19 protein-coding genes are annotated in these 19,417 nt (G+C 63.9%); 8 read left to right on the top strand and 11 right to left on the bottom strand.

From position 1 onward, the window contains the following. Nucleotides 1–43 precede the first annotated feature (43 nt). Complete coding sequence (locus tag BDO18943_RS01895) at nt 44–970, bottom strand: LysR family transcriptional regulator (RefSeq protein ID WP_175020997.1); 927 nt, start codon at nt 968–970, stop codon at nt 44–46. Between the two features lie 144 nt (nt 971–1,114). Between BDO18943_RS01895 and BDO18943_RS01890 the strand changes: the two genes are divergently transcribed. Continuing rightward, nucleotides 1,115–1,840 (top strand): 5-formyltetrahydrofolate cyclo-ligase, encoded by a 726-nt coding sequence (locus BDO18943_RS01890; protein ID WP_235995753.1) that lies wholly within the window; start codon nt 1,115–1,117, stop codon nt 1,838–1,840. Nucleotides 1,841–1,854: 14 nt separating this feature from the next. Then, nucleotides 1,855–2,538: a hypothetical protein gene (locus BDO18943_RS01885; RefSeq protein ID WP_175020996.1), complete on the top strand. Its 684-nt coding sequence runs from the start codon at nt 1,855–1,857 to the stop codon at nt 2,536–2,538. A 60-nt stretch (nt 2,539–2,598) separates the two neighbouring features. Here the strand turns inward: BDO18943_RS01885 and BDO18943_RS01880 are convergent, their stop codons facing one another. Beyond that, nucleotides 2,599–3,633: an AAA family ATPase gene (locus BDO18943_RS01880; protein ID WP_374101791.1), complete on the bottom strand. Its 1,035-nt coding sequence runs from the start codon at nt 3,631–3,633 to the stop codon at nt 2,599–2,601. Between the two features lie 137 nt (nt 3,634–3,770). Here BDO18943_RS01880 and BDO18943_RS01875 point away from each other — a divergent pair, with 137 nt between their 5' ends. Genes BDO18943_RS01875 through BDO18943_RS01865 form a run of 3 tightly spaced genes read left to right on the top strand, consistent with a single transcriptional unit; the run spans nt 3,771 to nt 9,238 of the window. Continuing rightward, on the top strand, nt 3,771–5,246 hold the full coding sequence (locus BDO18943_RS01875; RefSeq protein WP_186248538.1) for a site-specific integrase: 1,476 nt from the start codon (nt 3,771–3,773) through the stop codon (nt 5,244–5,246). Nucleotides 5,247–5,264: 18 nt separating this feature from the next. Beyond that, nucleotides 5,265–8,591, top strand: coding sequence for a VPA1269 family protein (locus BDO18943_RS01870; protein WP_175020994.1), 3,327 nt, complete (start codon nt 5,265–5,267; stop codon nt 8,589–8,591). Continuing rightward, nucleotides 8,588–9,238, top strand: coding sequence for a hypothetical protein (locus BDO18943_RS01865; RefSeq protein ID WP_059728404.1), 651 nt, complete (start codon nt 8,588–8,590; stop codon nt 9,236–9,238). The genes BDO18943_RS01870 and BDO18943_RS01865 overlap by 4 nt, the downstream gene beginning before the upstream one ends. A gap of 131 nt (nt 9,239–9,369) precedes the next feature. Here BDO18943_RS01865 and BDO18943_RS01860 read toward each other — a convergent pair whose 3' ends face one another. From BDO18943_RS01860 to BDO18943_RS01850, 3 genes are all read right to left on the bottom strand, one after another. Next, nucleotides 9,370–10,527: an AAA family ATPase gene (locus BDO18943_RS01860; RefSeq protein WP_175020993.1), complete on the bottom strand. Its 1,158-nt coding sequence runs from the start codon at nt 10,525–10,527 to the stop codon at nt 9,370–9,372. 83 nt (nt 10,528–10,610) lie between these two features. Then, nucleotides 10,611–10,763 (bottom strand): hypothetical protein, encoded by a 153-nt coding sequence (locus BDO18943_RS01855; protein WP_374101790.1) that lies wholly within the window; start codon nt 10,761–10,763, stop codon nt 10,611–10,613. A gap of 41 nt (nt 10,764–10,804) precedes the next feature. Then, nucleotides 10,805–11,674: an RNA ligase family protein gene (locus BDO18943_RS01850; RefSeq protein WP_175020992.1), complete on the bottom strand. Its 870-nt coding sequence runs from the start codon at nt 11,672–11,674 to the stop codon at nt 10,805–10,807. A gap of 734 nt (nt 11,675–12,408) precedes the next feature. Here BDO18943_RS01850 and BDO18943_RS01845 point away from each other — a divergent pair. From BDO18943_RS01845 to BDO18943_RS01835, 3 genes are all read left to right on the top strand, one after another. Beyond that, nucleotides 12,409–13,557, top strand: a complete 1,149-nt coding sequence (locus BDO18943_RS01845) for an RNA ligase RtcB family protein (RefSeq protein WP_175020991.1) — start codon at nt 12,409–12,411, stop codon at nt 13,555–13,557. Continuing rightward, a complete protein-coding gene (gene prfH, locus BDO18943_RS01840; protein WP_175020990.1) occupies nt 13,551–14,165 on the top strand; it encodes a peptide chain release factor H in 615 nt (204 codons plus the stop codon). The genes BDO18943_RS01845 and prfH overlap by 7 nt, the downstream gene beginning before the upstream one ends. 382 nt (nt 14,166–14,547) lie before the next feature. After that, nucleotides 14,548–16,005: an MFS transporter gene (locus BDO18943_RS01835; RefSeq protein ID WP_175020989.1), complete on the top strand. Its 1,458-nt coding sequence runs from the start codon at nt 14,548–14,550 to the stop codon at nt 16,003–16,005. A gap of 68 nt (nt 16,006–16,073) precedes the next feature. Here BDO18943_RS01835 and BDO18943_RS01830 read toward each other — a convergent pair whose 3' ends face one another. From BDO18943_RS01830 to BDO18943_RS01805, 6 genes are all read right to left on the bottom strand, one after another. Beyond that, a complete protein-coding gene (locus BDO18943_RS01830; protein WP_175020988.1) occupies nt 16,074–16,808 on the bottom strand; it encodes an O-methyltransferase in 735 nt (244 codons plus the stop codon). 104 nt (nt 16,809–16,912) lie between these two features. Then, nucleotides 16,913–17,209 carry a 4Fe-4S dicluster domain-containing protein gene (locus BDO18943_RS01825; RefSeq protein ID WP_175021151.1) on the bottom strand — a complete coding sequence of 99 codons (297 nt, stop codon included), beginning with the start codon at nt 17,207–17,209 and terminating at the stop codon, nt 16,913–16,915. A 2-nt stretch (nt 17,210–17,211) separates the two neighbouring features. After that, nucleotides 17,212–17,520, bottom strand: a complete 309-nt coding sequence (locus tag BDO18943_RS01820; protein ID WP_089450504.1) for a hypothetical protein — start codon at nt 17,518–17,520, stop codon at nt 17,212–17,214. Nucleotides 17,521–17,532: 12 nt separating this feature from the next. Next, a complete protein-coding gene (locus BDO18943_RS01815) occupies nt 17,533–18,090 on the bottom strand; it encodes an RNA polymerase sigma factor (protein ID WP_175020987.1) in 558 nt (185 codons plus the stop codon). A gap of 342 nt (nt 18,091–18,432) precedes the next feature. Beyond that, nucleotides 18,433–18,687, bottom strand: a complete 255-nt coding sequence (locus tag BDO18943_RS01810) for a hypothetical protein (protein WP_175020986.1) — start codon at nt 18,685–18,687, stop codon at nt 18,433–18,435. A gap of 33 nt (nt 18,688–18,720) precedes the next feature. Further along, entirely contained in the window at nt 18,721–19,395 is a 675-nt protein-coding gene (locus BDO18943_RS01805) for a GntR family transcriptional regulator (RefSeq protein ID WP_235995752.1), read from the bottom strand. Nucleotides 19,396–19,417 lie beyond the last annotated feature (22 nt).

Genomic DNA, 19,417 nt, shown 5'->3' with positions numbered 1-19,417 from the left:
GGAGAATCCTCGTCACGCGAAAGCCATTCTTCCGCGTCCCGGTTCAATCGCCGTCGGTGATGGCCGCCAGCCGCGCGAAGTGCTCGCGCAGGCGCGGCGCCGCGAAATCGACGAATGCGCGCACCTTCGGCACCGAAAGGCGTCCGTAAGGCGTGACGAGATGGATCGGCAACGGCGCGTGCTCGCTGTCGCGCAGCACGATCCGCAGCGTGCCGTCCCGTACCGGTTCGGCGACGTGATACGAAAAGAGCCGTGTGACGCCGTGCCCGGCGACGGCCGACGCAACCGCGCCGCGGATCGTGTTGATGATGAAGCGCGGCGTGAACGGGACGACCTGTGGCAGTGCCGCTGGCGTGGACGGCGGAAAGCTCCACGAATCGAGGCCGAAATGCGTCATCGAGATGATCCGGTGCTGCGCGAGATCGGCCGGCGTCTCGATCGCCGGATGCTGCGCCAGGTAATCGGGCGAAGCCACGACGACCCGGCGCACCGCGCCGACCGGAATCGCGACCAGTGTCGAATCGGTCAGGTGCGCGATTCGCAGCGCGACGTCCATCCCTTCGTCGATCAGGCTGACGGGACGGTCGAGCAACTGCAGGCGGATCGACACGGCCGGATGGCGTTCGATGAATTCGTCGAGCAGCGCACGCAGCACGTCTTCGCCCGCGGCGACGGGCGCGGTGACCGTCAACAGGCCGCGCGGCGCCGAGCGTTCGTCGGCGACCAGCATGTCGGCTTCCTCGAGATCGGACAGGATGCGGCGGCACGCGGCCGCATAGCGTTCGCCAGCCTCGCTCAGCCGGATCGTCCGGGTCGTGCGGTAGAGCAGCGCGGTGCCCGTATGTTCTTCAAGGAATGCAATCGCGCGGCTGACCGCCGCCGGCGACCGGCCGAGCTTCCGGCCCGCGCCCGCGAGGCTGCCCTCGTCCAGCGTGGCGACGAACACCTTCATCGCATCGATTCGATCCATGGTCTGGGCGGGCTGGGCGCAAACGGTCGTGTGAGGGGCGGCAGGCAAGCGAGCGAGCAGTCTACCGCACGCCGGCGCGGTGCTTGGCCCGGGGGATACTGCACTTGCGGTTTTGGCCCTACAATGCGCAGGCGAAGTAACCGCATGACCGGCCGTCAGGATGCCGCGTTCCTCGAACGCTGCGTCCGACATTCAAGCGGTTCCGCTGAAAAACGAACAACATCCAAAACAGCACTCATGAAAAGAAGAACATTTCTCGCGCTGCCCGCCGTGGCAGCGTCCGGCATGCTCGCCGGCTGCGCCGATTTCGGTCCCGCCACGAAAGCGTGGATGAAGGATTCGGAATACGACGAAACCTTGTCGACCTTCCTGATTACCGCGGACGGCAAGCAACTCGTCGTGCTCGGCCAGAAGTATCACTACATCTTCGAGATGCCGCCGGGCCTCGCGACGGTGCTCACCGCGCCCTATCGTCCCAAGATCCACACGGCGTTCAACGATTTCGAGACGCACGGCGACGCGATCACCGGTCGCTACACAATGAGGCTGGACTACCCGGATGCGCCGACCGGCTCCGACGTCCGCGAGCGTGCGCTCGCGGACGGTTTCAAGAAGGACCATGGCTACCTGACGTCGGAAGGCACGATCAGCGGCAAGCGCTATCTGCCGAACGATGTCACGCCTTCGTCGGTTCCGCAGGCGTTCAATCGTCCTTACCATGTCACGGTGACGGACAAGCTGACGGCCGTCGGCCACGGCGCCAAGCTGGCGTTGTCGCCGATCGCGATGGCGGCCGATGGCGCGCTGGGCCTGCTTGGCCTCGCCCTGTTCCCGATCGCGCTCACCACCTTCATCATCATGGCAAGTTGAGACCGGAATCCACGATGAAATCCCCTGCCCGAAAGATGTTCCGGATCGGCTGCGTGGCCACCTGCCTGGCCTTCGCGCAGCACGCCTGCGCCGAAGGCGACTGGGACGCAGCGCGCCATGTCCGGACCGACTGGGTGTTCGCGTCGATGAAGGAAAGCGACGTGCGGCCCACGCTCGATCGCGCGCTGAAGGATCAGGTGCGCTGGGCCGACCTGCCCGGCAACGCGCCCGATGCGGGCGCGTTCCGCTGCACGAAGCTTGCGTTGCCGCCGCCGTCGGCCGAAGCCCAGGCCGCGTTCGACGCGGCGCCGTCGCCGCGCGGCCGCGAAGCCGACATCGCGTATGCGAAGGCGGCATCGCTCGGTTCATGGCGCGCGGCCGCCCGCCTGGCGAGCAGTTCGCTCGACGACGAGGATTGGGAAGGTGCGCAGCCTGCGATCGCGTGGCTGCTCGTTCATCACGTGCCGGCCGGCTACAACAAGCTCGCGGATGTCTTGCAGGCGATGTCGGGCTACGACGGCGAAACGCCCGGCGAGGGCATGAGCGGGATGATCGCGTCGCTGCGCTGGCGCGCGGCCCGTGAAGGCGACCCGGTCGCGCAGATGGAGATGGCCGACCTGTTCGACAAGCTGGGCAAGGCCGATCTCGTCACCGCGCTGCGCGCCTGCGCGACGCAGCAGAATCCGGCGCTGAAATGAAACGAGCCGGTACGCCGCGATGACGTGCGGCGTACCGGCTCGTGTGGTGACAGCGTCGCATCAGACTTCGTAGCGCACCGCGTGCGCTTCGGTGGGCAGCGGCAGATCCCAGCGCAGCAGCATCGCCTCGAGCGCGTGATTCGTCAGTGACGTGTCGCGCCGCGCGTTGCGACGCAGCAGCGCCGCGCGTGGCTGTTCGAGGTAGACGAGCGTCACGTCGGCGCCGTACGCAAACAGCAGGTCGAGCGTCTTCTTGCGCATCAGCGGCGACAGGTTCGTCGCGTTCCACACGAATGGTTGCTGTTCGCGCAACAACGCCTTCGCGGCGTCGACCGCATGGTGCGCGACCGCGCCCTCGTTCTGGCCGTGGCGTAGCCCCAATGCATCGCGTGCATCGTCGAACGACACGACCGGCAGATCCGGATGATGCCGCGCAACCCACGTGTTCTTGCCCGCCGCGGGCAGGCCCGACATCACGACGACCCGCGAGCCCGGCGTGCGGTACAGCGGATAGTCGGGATGCACGTCCGCGCCGCGAAAATAGCTGAGCGCCGTGTGCGCATCGGCAAACGCGCGTGGCTGGCCGTAACAGCCCTCTTCCCGCGCCAGCTCGCGCAACAGTTCGATGTTGTCGAGCACGCGCTGCGTGTCGTCGCAGATGCGCCCGCGAATGTCGGCCTCGGCGAGCAGGCACAGCAGCGGCAGGCTGACCTGCCACGACAGCTCGCGCGCGATGAACTCGGGCGTGCCGCGACGCGACCCGCTCATCGCGAAGAACGGCACCTGATGCACGGCGATCATCCGGCAGATCGCCTCGCGCACAGCAAACGGCATGCCGGCATCCCACAGCGCGATCCGTGCATCGATTGCGCCCTTGCGCGAGTGGCCGGGATGGCCGATCGCCCCGGTATCGGGATCGACGACCGTCGTGCTGTACTTGGCGATGTCGTGCAGCAGCGCGGCGAGGAACACGATCTCCTGATCCGCGCGCGACGCGGCCTGGTACTCGGGCAGCGCGAGCAGCGCATCGATCACCATCATCGTATGCGTCCACACGTCGCCTTCGCCGTGGTTCTCCACCCGCACCTTAATCAACTATTAGTCCAGGGTTCAAGGTTCTATGGTTTATCACGGCTCAGTCCTCATTGAGGACAAAGCCAACGGAAAGCGGAGAGTTCAAAGGGTGTCACAGTGCCTGGGCATAGAAAAGAACAGCATTTCGTCAAGGACCATTGACGCCGTTCAACTGCTTTTCGGTCATGGTAGCTTTTCTGAAATACACCCCTAACTCTTATACTTATTTGATGCCTATTCGCACCGTTCACTCGATTCTCGACATACCCATTCAGGAGGGCGTTCCTGGAATGAGTCTCCCTTTCCTGTTCCTGCAAGACGGGGAACTGAGTTACCTCGCCTTGGCGTGGGTACGAAACAAGATGCTCATAGAAGGCAGCGGGACCTCGACGCTCGCAAAGGCGGTATCCGCCATCGGGCGCTTTTACGACTACTACCAGCTCGAGAGGAACGGAGCCCCGCTCGCTGCGGACCAGTTGCGACTGGTTTTGGCAGAGTTCTATGAGGCTCGCCGTTTCGGAAGAGCATCTCTCGGATGGGACGCGGTCAAGGTGGCGACGGCTGCTGCGGACGTCCGCGCCGTGAGCGACTTTACCGAGTGGTGCACCAACAATTTCGGTCACACGCCTGTCAATCCGAAAGAACGCGTGCTGGTGGAGCAGCTCAATCTCCGGGAGCAGAAGACTATCGAGATGAAGCGTACTTCGCGGAGAGAGTGGGACATGCTCCATCACTTGGAACCTGCGTCAGATGAAGCTCAGGGTATCGTGACGCGTCGGGCTTTCGACCCAGCGCGCGGCAACCGGAACAAAGCCTTCACAGACAACAAGCACTTCCCGCCGGACACGGTATGGGAGGCCGTCCTGAAGACTCCGTCGTTGCGGGACAAGCTTTACCTGCTGTTGCTCTTCTTCGGCGGTGTACGTATCTCTGAGCCGATGCACCTGTTTGCGTCCGACATCAGCATCCAGCCGGATGGGACAGCGCGCGTGGTGCTCGGGCACCCCCAGGACGGGAGCTACCAGTGGATTGGCCGGGACCGAAAGAAGAAGGTCGGCAACCGCGCCACCTTCCTGCAGGAGAAGTACGGCCTCACGCCGCGCAATCTGCTGGCTGAGAAGCATCCGTTGCACGCCGGCTGGAAAGGCATGATGGCCGATGACAAGAAGCGGTCCGAGTCCGTCGTCCACTGGCTGCGGGAAGATGCTGGCAGGCTGTTCGCACGTCTGCACGCCGAGTACATCCGGACGGTGCGCAGCAAGCTGCCCGACACCCATCCGTACTACTTCGTCAACGAAAAGGAGGGCGACAGCTACGGTCAACCTCTAAAGCTGTCGAACATGTCGAAGGCGTTCAACCGGGCAGCCGAGCGTGTTTCCCTGTCTCCCAGCATGGCGGGCGTCAATCCCCACGGTGCCCGGCACTTCTACGGCTTCTACTGTGCCTCCGTGCTTCGGCTGCCCATCGAGACGACACAGCGCCTGATGCATCACGCGAGCGTGATGTCCACGGAAATCTACTACGCCTTGTCTGCCGAGGCCGTGCGCAAAGAACTGCTTGCCGCTCAGGAGCGACAAGCCCTCGAGGCTCCAGACCTCCTCGCAGCCCCAACCGCGCTATCGCTTCTTGCTTGAGCGCCTCGAATACCACCAATGCTCAATTCACTTTTCACCTTCCCGTGCCCAGGCGCTCAGGCCGAGGTTCTCCTGAACCTGTCGCCGGACTTGGTTCACGTTGCGCCTGAGCTGACCGAGCAACGACTGCTCGACGTCATAGCGGAGCACGAGCGCATCCGGACCCGTGAGTTCTGGGAGCACTCGCTGTTAGCAGAAGATGAACGCGGAAGCTGGATTGTAGCGTTCAAGACTAGAAGGGACCCGAAGGGCCACCCGGCACCCGCATATCTGCAAAGCAACGCGCTGCAACGTGTCGCGGGACGGCCGCTCAAGGGGGCAGAGCTAAATTCGTACCTTCGACGGTTGCCCTTGGCGGAACAGCGCGAACGGGTGATGGCTGTGCTGCCGGCGTCGCGTTCGGAGCTGGCCGGCGTTCTTGTCTACAGTCCTCCGGCATTCGCGCCTGACTTTCGCGAGATGCTGGCCGAAGCCGGGACTCCGCAGTCGTTTGTGCACCATCTGGCCAAAGCGCTCCGGGGCCTGAGAAATCCGCCCTATCACGCGCCCCGTTATCTCGAGCTGATGTACATGCTGTGGGCCCGCAACTACATCCTGTTCCCCGCCGGGTTTCGGGCCTGGACGGTACGGCAAAAATGGGAGGTCCTGCGAAACGACCGTTATACGGGCGACAAGGCGCCTCTCGTCAAGCTCGTTACAGAGGCCCTTCGTGGAACGGACACTTCCGAATTCCAGAGCCGCACCTATGGCCTGCTCACTGCGAGCAGCCTGACGCTTGCCGGCGAACTGTCGCTGGAGTTGATTGACGCTTACGAAGCCGCGTTGATGGCGGAGACTGAGCAGTTGGAGGGTAACGCGCTACATAGCGCAAAGAGCTTCGTCACACGTACTGCGCAGGTCTTCCGGCTATTGTTCAATCAAGCCCATCCAGCCCTGGCCGTCGCGAGGACGCAGACACGTTCATCGAAAGCCGCAAAGCCCGCAGAACTGGTTAAAACGAGCGGCGAGTTTCTTTGGCTGGGTGTCGCTTCGCCCGAGCTGTCAGGTTGGGGAGACCTGATGCGCCGGTACGTGGGGCAACTGACTACCGCGCGTATCGCCGGGCAGGTTTCCCGACTGAACCATTTCGCCGACTTCTTGCTTTCGCTCGAAAATCCCCCCGGGAGTCCGTTGGAGCTGGACCGGCCGCGACACATTTACGACGCAACGCTAACCAACGACGCTACTTACAGCGAATATCTCCGCAAACGCCTGGAAAAGAGCGCTGCGAGCGCCGCGCTGTCGCTACTGCGAAGGTTTCTCGATTGGTACGCCGACTACCTGCTGGCAACAGGAGCTGAGGAAGCCGCCACCTTCAAGAATCCTATCCTCACGACCGATACCCTCGGCAAAGGCGGCCGCAACAGTCGCGGACAGACGGCACGAAACGCGCTGCCCAGCTATGTTATCGAGGAGATGAAGTCCCTGCTCATCGACGATGACTTCGCGTTCGGAAAATCCCATGGCTCGCACTACGTTCGGGTGCTGGACAACACGACCGGGAAACCTGTGCGCGTCTGGTTTCCTGCTGCAACGGTCTGCCTGTACCTGATGCTGGAAGCGCCCATCCGTTCGCACCAGGCTCGTTGGATGGACTCAGGCGAGCTGGACGAGCTCGTGTACGAGGCCAGCACAAACCGGCTGGTTAAAAACGCCTCTGTGCATGCCATCGCCGGTCGCCGCGAGGCTGTCCTGCGCCTCCAGCATGATGCCCTGCGCAAGACCGACTGGTTCGGGCTCTGGGTGAACACGAACAAGACGGCGAAATATGACGAAGTCGAGCCCGGCTACAGCATCCCGTATGTTTCCGACCAGCTCGTGTCCTATCTCAAGATGATGCGCGCGTGGCAACAACGGTACAACACGCCAATGGCTGCCCCCATTCCATACTACGGCGAAAAGCACAGTGCTGAAGAGCGCGAGCGAATCCAGGCAAAGGGGCCTCAGGTCACCCCGATTTTCCGGGACCCGGCGAAGAACCGCCACGACGCGCCCATCACCTATGACCGCCTCGCAACCTTCTACACCAATGCCTTGGCCGAAGTGCAGGAGCGCATCAAACGCAAGCATGGTCACGACATCCAACTGGTGTCGGAAGATGAAAACGGCGAGCTGAAATGGGCCGTCGACCTGCACACACTACGAGTCAGTGGCATCACCGCCATGATTGAGAGCGGCGTGCCGCTCGAGGTCGTGTCCCAGTTCGTCGCCGGGCACACGACGCTGGTCATGACCCTGCACTACCTCCGCTACTCCCCGCTGAAGCTGCAGAAAATGCTGAAAGAGGCCCACGAGAAAGCGTCGGAAAACGTCGACTTCGTGGGTTCCGAGTCGTTCATGCAGAACCTCGACGCCTTTGCTCCCTACCTCCTTGGGCAAGAAGGTGCTGGCCAGGGCCCCGGGCTCGGCGCGTTGCGAGAGAAGACCGGCATCATCACCATCACGTCGGAGGGCATCTGCCCGGGTACTTCGTGCAGCACCGGCGGCCCGCTCGACTCGACGCGCGTCCAGCACGGCCCGGTCCCGGGAGGCCAGCGCTGCGGGCTCTGCCGGTATTGGATTACCGGCCCTGCGCATTTGCTCGGCCAGGTCGCAGCCGTCAACAACCTCGCTTACACCATCCGGAAGAAGGGGCTCGAGGTGGCCCAGTTGAATGATGAGCGGCTCGATGCCGAGGACGTGGGGAATCAAAAGAACGCGCGGCAGATTCGCGACCGCGTTGATGTTCTCAATCGCGAGTTGGCTATCGACATCGAAGAGTGGACGGCCCGGTACCGCTACGCGGAGCAGTCGGTCTCGCAGCTTAATGCTTACCTGGAAGCCAAAGCCAAGGTGGACGGCGACAACCTGCCTGTTCCGTTGCTGACGGCCGGGACGGCATCCGAGCTGAAGGTGACCCTCGAGGAAGCGCATGAATTCGCACTGCTCGACCAAATCACGCAAATGGCCGATTTCGTCACGGGTTTTCGCAATCGTGAAGCTGAGCTGGAAAAAAACACCATCCTTTCCAGGATGTTGGCCGCAAACGGGGTTAAGCCGTTCCTGCTGACGCTTTCGGATGAGCACGCCCACGAAGCCGGAAACCTCTTGTCGGCTCTTCTGTTGCAGCAGGTCAAGCATCGCGACCTCGACGACGTTCTGTCCGGCCGTACCAAGCTGAGTGCGTACCCTCAACTGACCGAGAAGCTGAAAGCGCTTGAGACGGCCACCGACACCGGGGAGCTTCTCGCCCTTCAGTCCGAGCTGCTGTCGCTCGGCGAGAACGAGCAGACCCTCACCCATAACAACGAAGAGACCTTCGCATGAGCACCCTTGACCTTGAAGAGACCCTGGAAGGCACCTACGAAGCCTTGCTGGAGCAGGCGACGAATCCCCGCCAACGCATTACCCTGGAACGCATCAAAGCGGCGTGCGACTACCTTGACGCGCACAAGATGAAGATTTCGCCCACGACCGTCGAACGCTATTGCCTTGACCGGGATTGGGATGGGCCGAAAGCGCAGTCGATTCGAAACTCGAAAGACGTTCTGATGCGCTACCTACTGGTCCGGCAATCGGGTCAGCAGTTTCGCGAACGCCCCAAGCAATCCTCTGAGCCCGAGATTGCTGACGAGTCGCTGCGTGCGTATGTTCAACTTCTGAAGGAAGAGCGCGACCAGGCGGTCGCCGACCGAACCAGAATTCAGGCCGGTCTGCGAAAAATCCCCGGCATATCCGTGGACGACCTGATTCGAGGCACACTGTCTGCGCCGCGAGCCGATGCTGCGCCCGTCGGTGTACAGGCCGTGTCCCCTGAACTGGTCAAGGTCATCGCAGTTCTTTTCGACGAAGAGCGGCTTCGCGCATGCGGTCTTGAGCTGGCCAAGGGGCGACTGCGGCAGGCAACCACGAAGACCGTTCTCCTTGAGAAGGCCGAGGTCGAAGCGCTCGAGAAGTTGCTGCAAGGCTCGTGAGTTAGGACGCCGCCGCCCACCGACAATCTTGTCAAACTGCCGGCTGATGTCCAAGGCCTGCAACCGTCGCAAGGGCGGGGGCTCAAGCTCTCGCACGCCTCTCGCCTATCTTCATGACGGCGGGAGGCGTTTCACGCGAGATAAGTGATGGCATGGGCTTCAGTCGGCAGCGGCGGCTCCCACTTCAGCAGCATCGACTCGATGCCCTTGTTTGTGAGCGACGTGTCGCGCCGCGTGTTGCGCGAGAAAAGCTCCGCCCGTGGCCGCTCGAGATACACCACTTCGACCTCGGCGTGATAGGCATAGAGCAGGCTCAGTGCCTTCTCCCTCAGCTGCGAACCAGTGTTCGTCGCATTCCAGACGAACGGCGTGCTCGCTCGAAGCAGGTCCTTCGCCTTGTTGACCGCATGGTGCGCGACCATCCCCTCGTTCTTGCCATGACGCAGGCCAAGTTCTTCGCGGGAGTCGTCGAATGACACGACCGGCAGTCCGGGATGATGCTTCGAGACCCACGTGTTCTTGCCGGAGGCAGGCAACCCGGACATGACGACGACCTTCGACCCCGCTTCCTGGAACAACGGATAGTCCGGGTGCACGTCAGCTCCCCGGAAGTAGCTCACGCGAGTGTGAGCGTCCGCAAACGAGCGTGGCTGGCCATAGCAGCGTTCCTCGCGCGCGAGTTCGCGAAACAGCTCAATGTTGTCGAGCACCTTCTGCTTGTCATCGCATATCCGGCCGCGCATGTCGGCCTCCGCGAGCGTCGCGAGCAGTCGCAGGTCGACCTGCCACGACAACTGGCGCACGCGGAACTCCGGCGTCTTCGTCTTGTGCTGGTCATCCGGGCCGCGACTGGCGCGCTGCTCGAACGCGTGGAACGGCACCTGGTGCACGGAAACGAGACGGCAGATGGCTTCGCGCACGTCGAACGGCGTGCCGGCGTCCCACAAGGCGATGCGCGCGTCGATGGCACCCTTGCGCGAGTGGCCCGGCTGGCTGATGTTACCTGTCACCGGGTCGATAACCGTCGTGCTGTATTTCGCGATGTCATGCAGCAGCGCAGCAAGGAACAGGATTTCCTGGTCCGCTCGTGTGGCAGCCTGGTAGTCAGCCAGCGCAAGGAGTTCGTTCACTACAAGCTGGGTGTGCACCCACACGCTCCCCTCCAGGTGGAAGCGGCCTTGCAACGTCTTTTTGGCAAACTCCAGGGCGGGGAACGCCTCCAGACATGCATCGAAGTCCGGCGCGGCCCCGTTGACCGGCACGAGCATCCTTATATCATTCCAATTCATGGTCCACCTCGAAATTGGGAGACCAAGGCGAATAGTTGGAAAAATAGTTACCCAACTGTCTGTAGCGCCTTGATTTGTTGTTATTAGTTGCCTCGGAAGGGGGCATCCGCGTGATGCGCAGGCTCCTGCGGGGTCGTCTTCGCGTGTTCGAGCGCGGGAAACGCCGCGAGGCACGCGCGATAGTCCGGCTGCCGGCCGGGCGCAGGCACGAGCGCCTGCAGTTGTTCGTACTTCATGATCAAGACTCCTCTCGAAACGGCGCTCGGCCGTTCCGCATTCATTGGTTCGGCTGCGCAGCGGGGTTCGATGCCCACGTGACCGTCGGGCGCGGCGCATACAGGTCGACATCCGGCGCGAGCTGGTTCGGGATGAACGGCTGCTCCGAGTGATGGCGCGCCGATTCGAGAATGGCCTGCACGAAATCGTGGCGCACCCACTTCAGGCGCGCGGTCGTCGTGTCGTCCGTCTCGACCTTCACGTAGAGCCCTTCGGAGCGCTCCGACTTGTCGCACTGCTGCCATGCCCGCGCGAGGTCGAGCCCCTGCCGCCGCACCGTTTCCTCGAACGCGCGACGCCAGTCCGGCGTCTTCGCGAGCGACGGGCCGAGCAATGCCTTCAGGTCCGCGAGCCGCGCCGGCGCGATGCCTTCGTACAGCACGGGCACCGACAGCACGGGCCCGTCGGCGAGCAGCGCGCGACGCGCGGGCGTCGACAGGAAGCGGCCCGTCGCGCGGTCGAACACGTCGAATTCGAAGAAGTGATGCGGCAGCGCGTCGTAGAACACCGCGTGCTTCTTGCTCATCGTCTCGCCGTACATCACGTAGCGATCGCCGAGGCGATCGAGCAGCCAGCCGGCATGGGCGGCCGCCCAGGTCTTCACGAACCCGAACTGCCGCTCGCGGCCGCCGCCGGCCAGGTAGTGGCCGCGCGACTGCAGCAGCAGTTCGCCCGCGGGGCTGAAGCTGATGCCCGTGTTCGCGCCGTCGAGCTTTTCCTCGACGACGAGATGGGCGCCCGCGAGGGTGCGATAGGGAACGTGGTCGTGACCTTCGTCGCCGTCCTGCAGGCGCGAGCCTTCGAGATGCGGCGTGCGCGGGTAGCGGGCGAGGTCGAGCGATTGCGCGTAGGCGCGAAAATCCAGCGTCATGGTCTTTCTCCGGAAACAGGGGAAAAAGCCGACGACGTGAACGAACGATGGGGTGTGCGTTGCGGTGTCAGTGCGGGTCCGGGCGCGTTCCTGCGATCGACGTTCCGGCGCTGCGAGGCAGGCGGAAACGGGGCAGGACGACACGCGGCCGGGACGGCAGTCGTCGGCGTATCAGGCGAAGGGACGAATGTTTGCGGGCACTTGGATCACCGATTCGATGAGGGTTCAGGGATGAAGCAGGCGGATGCTACGAAACGGCTTTTGCGCTGTCAAGCGTGGTTGGGCACATCCGTGGCGGCTGTCTGCGTACGCGGTATGCCTGCTACGGCGCGTCGTGCGCGACATCGACGAGGGAATGATCCGGATTCCTATGTGTGTGTTTTTCGCAACATCGAGCGGCGATTCGATGGACAGCGCTGCGCTGCCCGCTTGCTGCGACCGTCGCGAGCATGCTAGAGTCGCCGCCATTCCGATCAACCCCTCACTCGCAAGGAGAAAAAATCATGACGTCACGCCAACACTCCTCCCGTCGCGGGTCGTAGTTCGGGTTTTTCGCGTCCGTTCGTTTCATCGTTCACGCCAAGCAGCACCACGCATCGCCATCACGGCGATGAGCCGGGTCGTTCCGATCCGTTCGTGCCGCCCTCTTCCCGACTTCCGATGTCGGGCAGCGCATCTGTGCGCTGCCTGCGCCATGGCCCGCCGTTCTTCCTTTTCATCGAACGGAAACCTCCATGGGCAATTCCATGCAATACCTGGCCAAGCACATCACGCTGTGCGCTTGTGCCACCACCTGGATCGAAGGTGAGGCGATCCGGCAGCTCGAACACGCTGCCACCCTCCCCGGCATGCGGCGCGTCGCCGGCATGCCCGATCTTCATCCTGGACGCGGCTACCCGGTCGGCGCTGCGTTCTTCTCGACGGGCCGGCTGTATCCGGCGCTGATCGGCGGCGATATCGGCTGCGGGATGGCGCTGTGGCAAACCGCGCTCGACGCGCGGCGCGTCAGCGCGTCGAAGCTCGCGAGCCGGCTCGGCTCGATCGACGCCACGCCCGATGCCAGCTGGCAGCCGTGCATTGCGGCCGCCGGCTTCGCGGATCACGCGTTCGCGGCGTCGCTCGGTACGATCGGCAGCGGCAATCATTTCGCGGAGGCGCAGCGGATCGACGCGGTGTACGACGCGGATGCCGTCCAGGCGCTCGGTCTCGACCGCGACCGTCTGCTGCTGCTCGTGCACAGCGGGTCGCGCGGCTTCGGCCAGTCGATCCTCGAGCAGCACATGCGCGAGCACGGCTACAACGGCCTCGACGATACCGATGCCGCCTGCACCGCGTACCTCGCGCGTCACGATGCGGCGTTGCGCTATGCGGTCGCGAATCGCGACCTGATCGCGCGGCGCATGCTGGCGCGCTGGCGTACCGACGGCCAGTGCGTGCTCGATGTGAACCACAACCTGGTGAGCCGCGCGAGCGTCGACGGCGAGCCGGGCTGGCTGCATCGCAAAGGTGCGACGCCGGCCGATGCGGGGCCGGTCGTCATTCCCGGGTCGCGCGGTGACTACAGCTACCTCGTCGCCCCGGTACGGCCGGACGATGCGGCCAGCCTTGCGTCGCTTGCGCACGGTGCGGGCCGCAAGTGGGCACGCGGCGATTGCAAGGAGCGCCTCGAACGGCGCTTCACGCCGTCGCAGCTCACGCGCACGCCGCTCGGCAGCCACGTGATCTGCGAAGACCGCGAACTGCTGTACGAGGAAGCGCCGCAGGCCTACAAGCCGATCGACAGCGTCGTCGACGCGCTCGAGGCGGCCGGCCTGCTGCGCAAGCTCGCGCGGCTCGCGCCGGTGCTGACCTACAAGACGTCCGCGGAGGCTGACCGATGCTGATGCAGATTTCTTCGGCGCACGGCCCGCTCGAGTGCCAGCTCGCGGCGGCCAACGCATTGCAGCGCCTGCAGGCGGAAGCCGATGCGCAGCGCGTTGTCGTCACGGTGCTCGATGCGCAGCAGGGCGAACGGCCCGGCACGCTGCGCTCGGCGCTGCTCGATCTCGACGGCGCTGGCGCACACGCGCTTGCCGACCGCTGGACGGGCACGCTGCAATGGATTTGCGCGAGCCCGTACCGGTTGCGCCATCCACGCAAGAACTGGTTCATCGGCGTCACGCGCTGTGCCGACGCACAGCCGCTGCCGGATGGCGATGTGCGGTTCGAGGCGATGCGCGCACGCGGGCCCGGCGGCCAGCACGTCAACAAGACGAGCTCCGCGATTCGTGCGACCCATGTCGCGACCGGCCTGTCGGTGCGTGTGGAAAGCGAGCGCAGCCAGCACGCGAACAAGCGTCTGGCGCTGCAGTTGCTGCAGGTGCGGTTGCAGCAGGAAGCCGACCGTCACGCGTCCGATGCACGCCGGCAGCGGCGCATGCAGCACTTTGCGCTGGAGCGCGGCAACCCCGTGCGCGTGTTTTACGGGGCGGCGTTCGTGCCGGCTGACTGACCACGCGGGCCTGGCCGCCGGCGGCTGTTGCGCCGGCGGTCACGCAACGGCGCTCATGGTTTTCCCGGCCTGCCGGTGGCGCGCAAGCGCAACCGGATCCGGGGCGTCAACGCACGCCACGCAGGCTGCACGGGCCTGCCGCGGCCATGCCGGCCGCCGCGTGTTCCGCACCCTTTCTGCACAGGAAAGGATGCTTGAAACATCCGCAATTATCACGTGCCGCGGATTTGCCCACCATGTGCCGGACGATCGGTACAGCCCGCCTGTCCGGCCCTTTCATGGGCCTTGCGGTGCCTGCCGCCACGTCGTGCGGCCGGGTGCAGTGCGCCGGTCGCGAACGGCCGGGCCACGCGCCACGGCGTATCGATAATCAGGAGACACGATGAACAGCCATTCCCTCGATCTCGGCGGCAACGCGGGCGGACCCGCGTCCGCACGCCCGCCGGCCGCTGCCGCCGGCGCCGATGCGTCGGCCGGCCCCGCCCGCCGTGTCACGCTCGGCGCTTTCATGGACGACCTGCCGGTCGGCGCATTGCACCGGTTCGTCGTCTGGGTGATCGGCATCGGGTTGTTCTTCGACATGTACGAGATCTTCCTCGTCAGCACGATCGGTTCCGCGTTGCAGAACGAATACGGGCTGAGCCGGCAGAGCACCGATTTCAAGCTGCTGCTGGCATCGGCATTCATCGGCATGTTCGTCGGTGCGATGTGCCTCGGCAGCCTCGCCGACCGCATCGGCCGGCGCAAGGCGTTCCTGCTGACGCTCACGTGGTACAGCGCGTTCTCGCTGGTCGGCGCGTTTTCGGTGAATGCCGACATGCTCGTCGCGTGCCGGTTCCTGACGGGGATCGGCGTCGGTGCGATCTACCCGGTCGCCGACAGCTTCCTGTCCGAAATCCTCCCGAAAGAAAAGCGCGGGCGGCTCGCTGCGTGGGCCTATACGACTTCCTATGTCGCGGTGCCGCTCGTCGGCTTCCTCGCGCTGTGGCTGAACCCGCTGCATGTGGGGGGCGTGGCCGGCTGGCGCATCATCCTCGCGATCGGCAGCCTCGGCGCGGTGTATGTGCTGCTCGTCCAGCACCGGTTGCCGGAGAGCCCGCGCTGGCTGCTCGCGCAGGGGCGCACCGCGGATGCGCACGCGGCATTGCGGCGCTTCGCGGAAGGTACCGGCGTGCGCGTGCCCGAGCAGTTCGCGGAACCGGTCGAACCGCAACGGCCGCTCGGGCTCGGCGAGCGTATCGCACTGCTGCGTCGCGAGCCGTATGGCGCGCGCTACCTGATGCTCGCGATCTTTCACCTGTTCCAGGGCTTCGGTTATTACGGCTTCGGTACGCTGGCCGGTACGGTCGTGAAGAGCCGCGGTTTCGATGTGACGGACAGTACGCTGTTCATTGCGCTGTCGTTCATCGGTTATCCGATCGGCTCGCTGCTGTCGATTCCGCTGCTCAACTGGATCGAACGCCGCACGCTCGTGATCGAGTCGATCCTGTCGATCGCCGTGTTCGGGCTGTGCTTCGCATACTCGGGCCATACGATGTTGATCGTCGGCTTCGGGTTCCTGACGACCTGTGCGTCGAACGTGTTCAGCAACGCGTATCACGTGTACCAGGCGGAGATTTTCCCGGCGCGCGTGCGTTCGACGGCGATCGGCAGTACCTATGCGTTGTCGCGGATCGTCAGCGGTGCGCTGCCGTTCGTGTTGCTGCCGGTGCTCGGCAGTTATGGCGCGGGTGCGATGTTCGGGGTGATCTCGATTGCGCTCGGTATCGTCGCCGTCACGCTGCGCGTGCTCGGGCCGCTGACGACGCGGCGCAGCCAGGACGAGATCAATCCGGTGTGAGCGTGTTTCGATGCGGGGGCGCGGGAACGCGCTCCCCGCATCATGTCTGGTGCTTCGCGACAAGGACGCTACGACGACATTCCCGCTCGAGAAACGACGACCGTAAATTCGATCCCCGATTCAAAATCCAGCGTCGTGGTCGAGAACCGCGGATCGTCGTCGAGGTAGTGCTTGTACGGTCGAACGGCCTCCTCGGCCGTGTACATGTTGTCGGCCAGGACGATCGATCCCGGGCGTAGCAGGTGCTCGATCTCCTTGAACACCTTCAGATAGACGTCGGCCCATACGTCGATGAATACCATGTCGAACGTACCGTCCAGCTCGGCGACGATCTCGAAGACATCGCCCTCTCGCACGTCGACATAGGCGTCGAGGCCCGCCGTTCTGACGTGATCGCGCAAACGCGTGCACTTGAGCGCATCGCGTTCGGTCGCGACGACCACGCCGCTGCCCAACGTGCGCAGCGCCTCGGCAAAATACAGCGTGGACACGCCGCATGAACTGCCGAGTTCGAGGATTCTCGCCGGTCGTTGCGAAAGCACCAGGTTGCGTAGAAATCCGCCCGTTTCCGGCGACACGGCCAACGACAGCGGACTGCCTTCCGGGGACGCGAAGTCGTCGCTGGACAGCCCGAACGTTTCGAGAAACCGCCCCCGCAGACGCGGTGCGATCGCTTCGTAGTCTTCGGCTAACGACAGAAAATCCTCGTTCGATCCCTGGAACTGTGCGCGGGCGCGGGCGACGATTTCGGTCCGGCTCTCTTCGTGGAGCCGCCGCAGAAGAACGGTGGTGGGTGAAGCCATGTGCGTTCCTTGACGAAATTGATCATTTCGACGATGTATCCAGCGACCGCCTACCCGTCAGGGTTGCTGCGCCGTCACTCGATAGCGGCGATACACGGATGTTGCTATGCCGTTCGGGCGAGCGTGATCGCGTGTTCGGGGCACGCCGTCACGCACAGTCCGCATGACCGGCACGAATGCGCGTTCGGCGCGTAGGCGACTTTCATTCCATGCACGCGCTGCTTCAGGCGATGCATCAGATTGAGGCCGACGTAATCAGCCTGGTCGATGCGCCGGACCTCGAACACGTTCTCGGGGCAAACCGCGACGCAATCCCCTTTGCCTTCGCAACGTTTCAGGTCGACGATCGGCACGATCACGCCCGGTTTCTGTTTGCAGTCGCCCGTTGATTTTTCGCGCACGTTCACTCCCCGTCGGGCCGGTTGCTGCCGGATCGCCACGCGGTCCGGAAATGCTCGCGCTCTTCGGGCGTCATGGATTCCCACTTGCGCCAGTGGCGCCGACCGCGCCAGCCGCGGTGTCCGCGGAAGCCGCCGAACAGGATGCGGCTCAACACGAGCAGGCCCAGCGCATGGGCGAAGTCGATCGTGCGGGCGCCGATGAATAGCGCCGGCATCACCCAGTTCCACAACATCATGACGACCCATCCGAGCACCGCGATGGCGATCACCACGAGCAGCGCCTTGCCGGCACATCTGATTCGAAAATTCATCTGTCGACTCCTCTAGGTATTGTCCAATTCGTCATAAACAGGCTGCAGCCGGGCACGCAGATGCAAGACCGCATAGCGTTTGCGAGCGAGCAGCGTATTGAGCGCGATACCGCGTTGCGTGGCCATCTCCTTGAAGGAGCGGCCCTCCAGTTCGTGCGCGATGAATACCTCGCGCTGATTCGCCGGCAACTCGTCGAGCGCATCCTGCAGGGCCTTGAGCAAGAGCGTGCGCGCGTAGAGCGCCTCGGGGCCGGCATCGTGCGCGGGTAGCGCGAGGTCCAGGCGATACTCGTCGTTCGCGTCATCCTCGGCGTCGAACAGATCCGCCAGCGGCTGCTCCTTCTTCTTGCGAAAGCGGTCGACGATACGGTTGCGCGCGGCACGGAAAAGCCACGCGCTCGCCTGTTCGATTGGCGCGGGAAGCCGGTAAGCCTGAACGAACTCGTGAAACACATCCTGCAGAACGTCCTCGGCATCGTCCGGGTCGCGTATCCGACGCCGGATAAAGCTCACGAGCCTCGTTCGTTCACGCATCACGATCGCGGTGATGTCGCGGTCTGGGTCGGTCATCGTGCGTGAAGTGAGTGGCGGTCCATGTGCCTGAAGACGTTTCAGCCGCGCGAATATTGTGTCGAGTGTGAAAATTTACTGCGCGAGCGCGCAGGCTTTACGGGGGGATAGCGTGTGCGGCGCCAAGCCCGGGGAACACGCGTGTTGTCCGGCCCGGAGGTCATCGCTGACGCAACTTGGCGCCATGTAAAGAGAGTGAAAGAAACGGGCCGGCGACGACGGTCAAAAGGTCACGACCAAGCGTGCATGGCCTCCGACTGCTGCCGGACCGAGGCGGCGGCAACCGACCGCGGCTGAGTGACAACGCTCAGCGAACGTCTCGTGCGAGAAAGACTTCGCGTTTCACGCAGCCTCGATCCAGATCGGCTCTGCAGGATGATGCTCTTGAATGACGGCAACTGCGTGCACCATTTCCTGGACGTCTCCTGCGCGCGCATGGCCTGTGAAGTTCGTGACGAGCATGCCCGTAGAGCGAAGTGCAGCCATCTCTTCTTCAGTCAGTACGCCAGCATCCACCCACAGGCGGTGAGCCTTGTTGTCGCGCCATAGACTTTCGAATGCGTTGACGCCGACCCTGGAGCAGGCAAAGAACACCATGTGCATCTCCGTCGTTGTGCAACTGGCCAAGTATCAGGCATCCGGCTCCGCCGGGATCGCTTTTTGTCGTAGCGCATCAGTCAGTGCCTGACCGGCGTCGGTGATGTGTGCGGCCAGGCGCTCGCAGGCTTCGTCGACCCGGCCGGCGCGTGCCGCATCGAATATCTCGACATGCTCGTTGTCGGAGCGCGCACGCCAGTCGAGCCATTTCCACGCGGCAAACAGATGGCGCGCGCTGGCCTGGTGCAGATCCGCGATCACGGAGACGACCCGCGGCATGCCACACGGCGTGGTGATCGCCTGATGAAAGCCTCGATTGATGCGTTCGAGCGCGGCGATGTCTCCCGATGGTGCGTCGGCCTCGAGAAAGGACGCAGCGCGTGCCAGGTCATCTTCGGTGTAGCGGGGAATCGCGTACCGGAGCGCGAGCGGTTCGAGCGCAGCCCGCATGCGGGAGACCTCAATGACCGCCTCCACATCGAGCGGCGCCACGCGCACCCCACGCCGAGGCTCCGCGATGACCAGCCCTTGTGCCTCGAGCCGACGAAACGCTTCGCGGACCGGCACATGGCTCGTACTGAACGCGTCGGCCCACTCGTCCTGCTTGAGTCGCTCGTCCGGCGCAAGTTCACCCGAAACGATCCGGGCGGCAATCGATTGTGCGATATGCGCCGCGACCGAGCGATCGTCCTTGACATCGCCATTCATCTCAACCACCATCAGAATAGAT

The organism is Burkholderia aenigmatica (assembly GCF_902499175.1).
GTDB classification, from domain to species: domain Bacteria; phylum Pseudomonadota; class Gammaproteobacteria; order Burkholderiales; family Burkholderiaceae; genus Burkholderia; species Burkholderia aenigmatica.
Note: the sequence above shows the minus strand (reverse complement) of the source record. Positions and strands in the feature narration are given on the sequence as shown.

Excerpts from the sequence above, each read along its gene's own strand:
- BDO18943_RS01815 (WP_175020987.1), bottom strand. The coding sequence starts at position 18,090 with ATGACCGACCCAGACCGCGACATCACCGCGATCGTGATGCGTGAACGA.
- BDO18943_RS01810 (WP_175020986.1), bottom strand. The coding sequence starts at position 18,687 with ATGGTGTTCTTTGCCTGCTCCAGGGTCGGCGTCAACGCATTCGAAAGT.
- BDO18943_RS01855 (WP_374101790.1), bottom strand. The coding sequence starts at position 10,763 with ATGAAGTACGAACAACTGCAGGCGCTCGTGCCTGCGCCCGGCCGGCAG.
- BDO18943_RS01895 (WP_175020997.1), bottom strand. The coding sequence starts at position 970 with ATGGATCGAATCGATGCGATGAAGGTGTTCGTCGCCACGCTGGACGAG.
- BDO18943_RS01845 (WP_175020991.1), top strand. The coding sequence starts at position 12,409 with ATGGGCAATTCCATGCAATACCTGGCCAAGCACATCACGCTGTGCGCT.
- BDO18943_RS01835 (WP_175020989.1), top strand. The coding sequence starts at position 14,548 with ATGAACAGCCATTCCCTCGATCTCGGCGGCAACGCGGGCGGACCCGCG.
- BDO18943_RS01830 (WP_175020988.1), bottom strand. The coding sequence starts at position 16,808 with ATGGCTTCACCCACCACCGTTCTTCTGCGGCGGCTCCACGAAGAGAGC.
- BDO18943_RS01805 (WP_235995752.1), bottom strand. The coding sequence starts at position 19,395 with ATGAATGGCGATGTCAAGGACGATCGCTCGGTCGCGGCGCATATCGCA.
- BDO18943_RS01865 (WP_059728404.1), top strand. The coding sequence starts at position 8,588 with ATGAGCACCCTTGACCTTGAAGAGACCCTGGAAGGCACCTACGAAGCC.
- BDO18943_RS01870 (WP_175020994.1), top strand. The coding sequence starts at position 5,265 with ATGCTCAATTCACTTTTCACCTTCCCGTGCCCAGGCGCTCAGGCCGAG.
- BDO18943_RS01820 (WP_089450504.1), bottom strand. The coding sequence starts at position 17,520 with ATGAATTTTCGAATCAGATGTGCCGGCAAGGCGCTGCTCGTGGTGATC.
- BDO18943_RS01850 (WP_175020992.1), bottom strand. The coding sequence starts at position 11,674 with ATGACGCTGGATTTTCGCGCCTACGCGCAATCGCTCGACCTCGCCCGC.
- BDO18943_RS01885 (WP_175020996.1), top strand. The coding sequence starts at position 1,855 with ATGAAATCCCCTGCCCGAAAGATGTTCCGGATCGGCTGCGTGGCCACC.
- prfH (WP_175020990.1), top strand. The coding sequence starts at position 13,551 with ATGCTGATGCAGATTTCTTCGGCGCACGGCCCGCTCGAGTGCCAGCTC.
- BDO18943_RS01890 (WP_235995753.1), top strand. The coding sequence starts at position 1,115 with ATGACCGGCCGTCAGGATGCCGCGTTCCTCGAACGCTGCGTCCGACAT.
- BDO18943_RS01860 (WP_175020993.1), bottom strand. The coding sequence starts at position 10,527 with ATGAATTGGAATGATATAAGGATGCTCGTGCCGGTCAACGGGGCCGCG.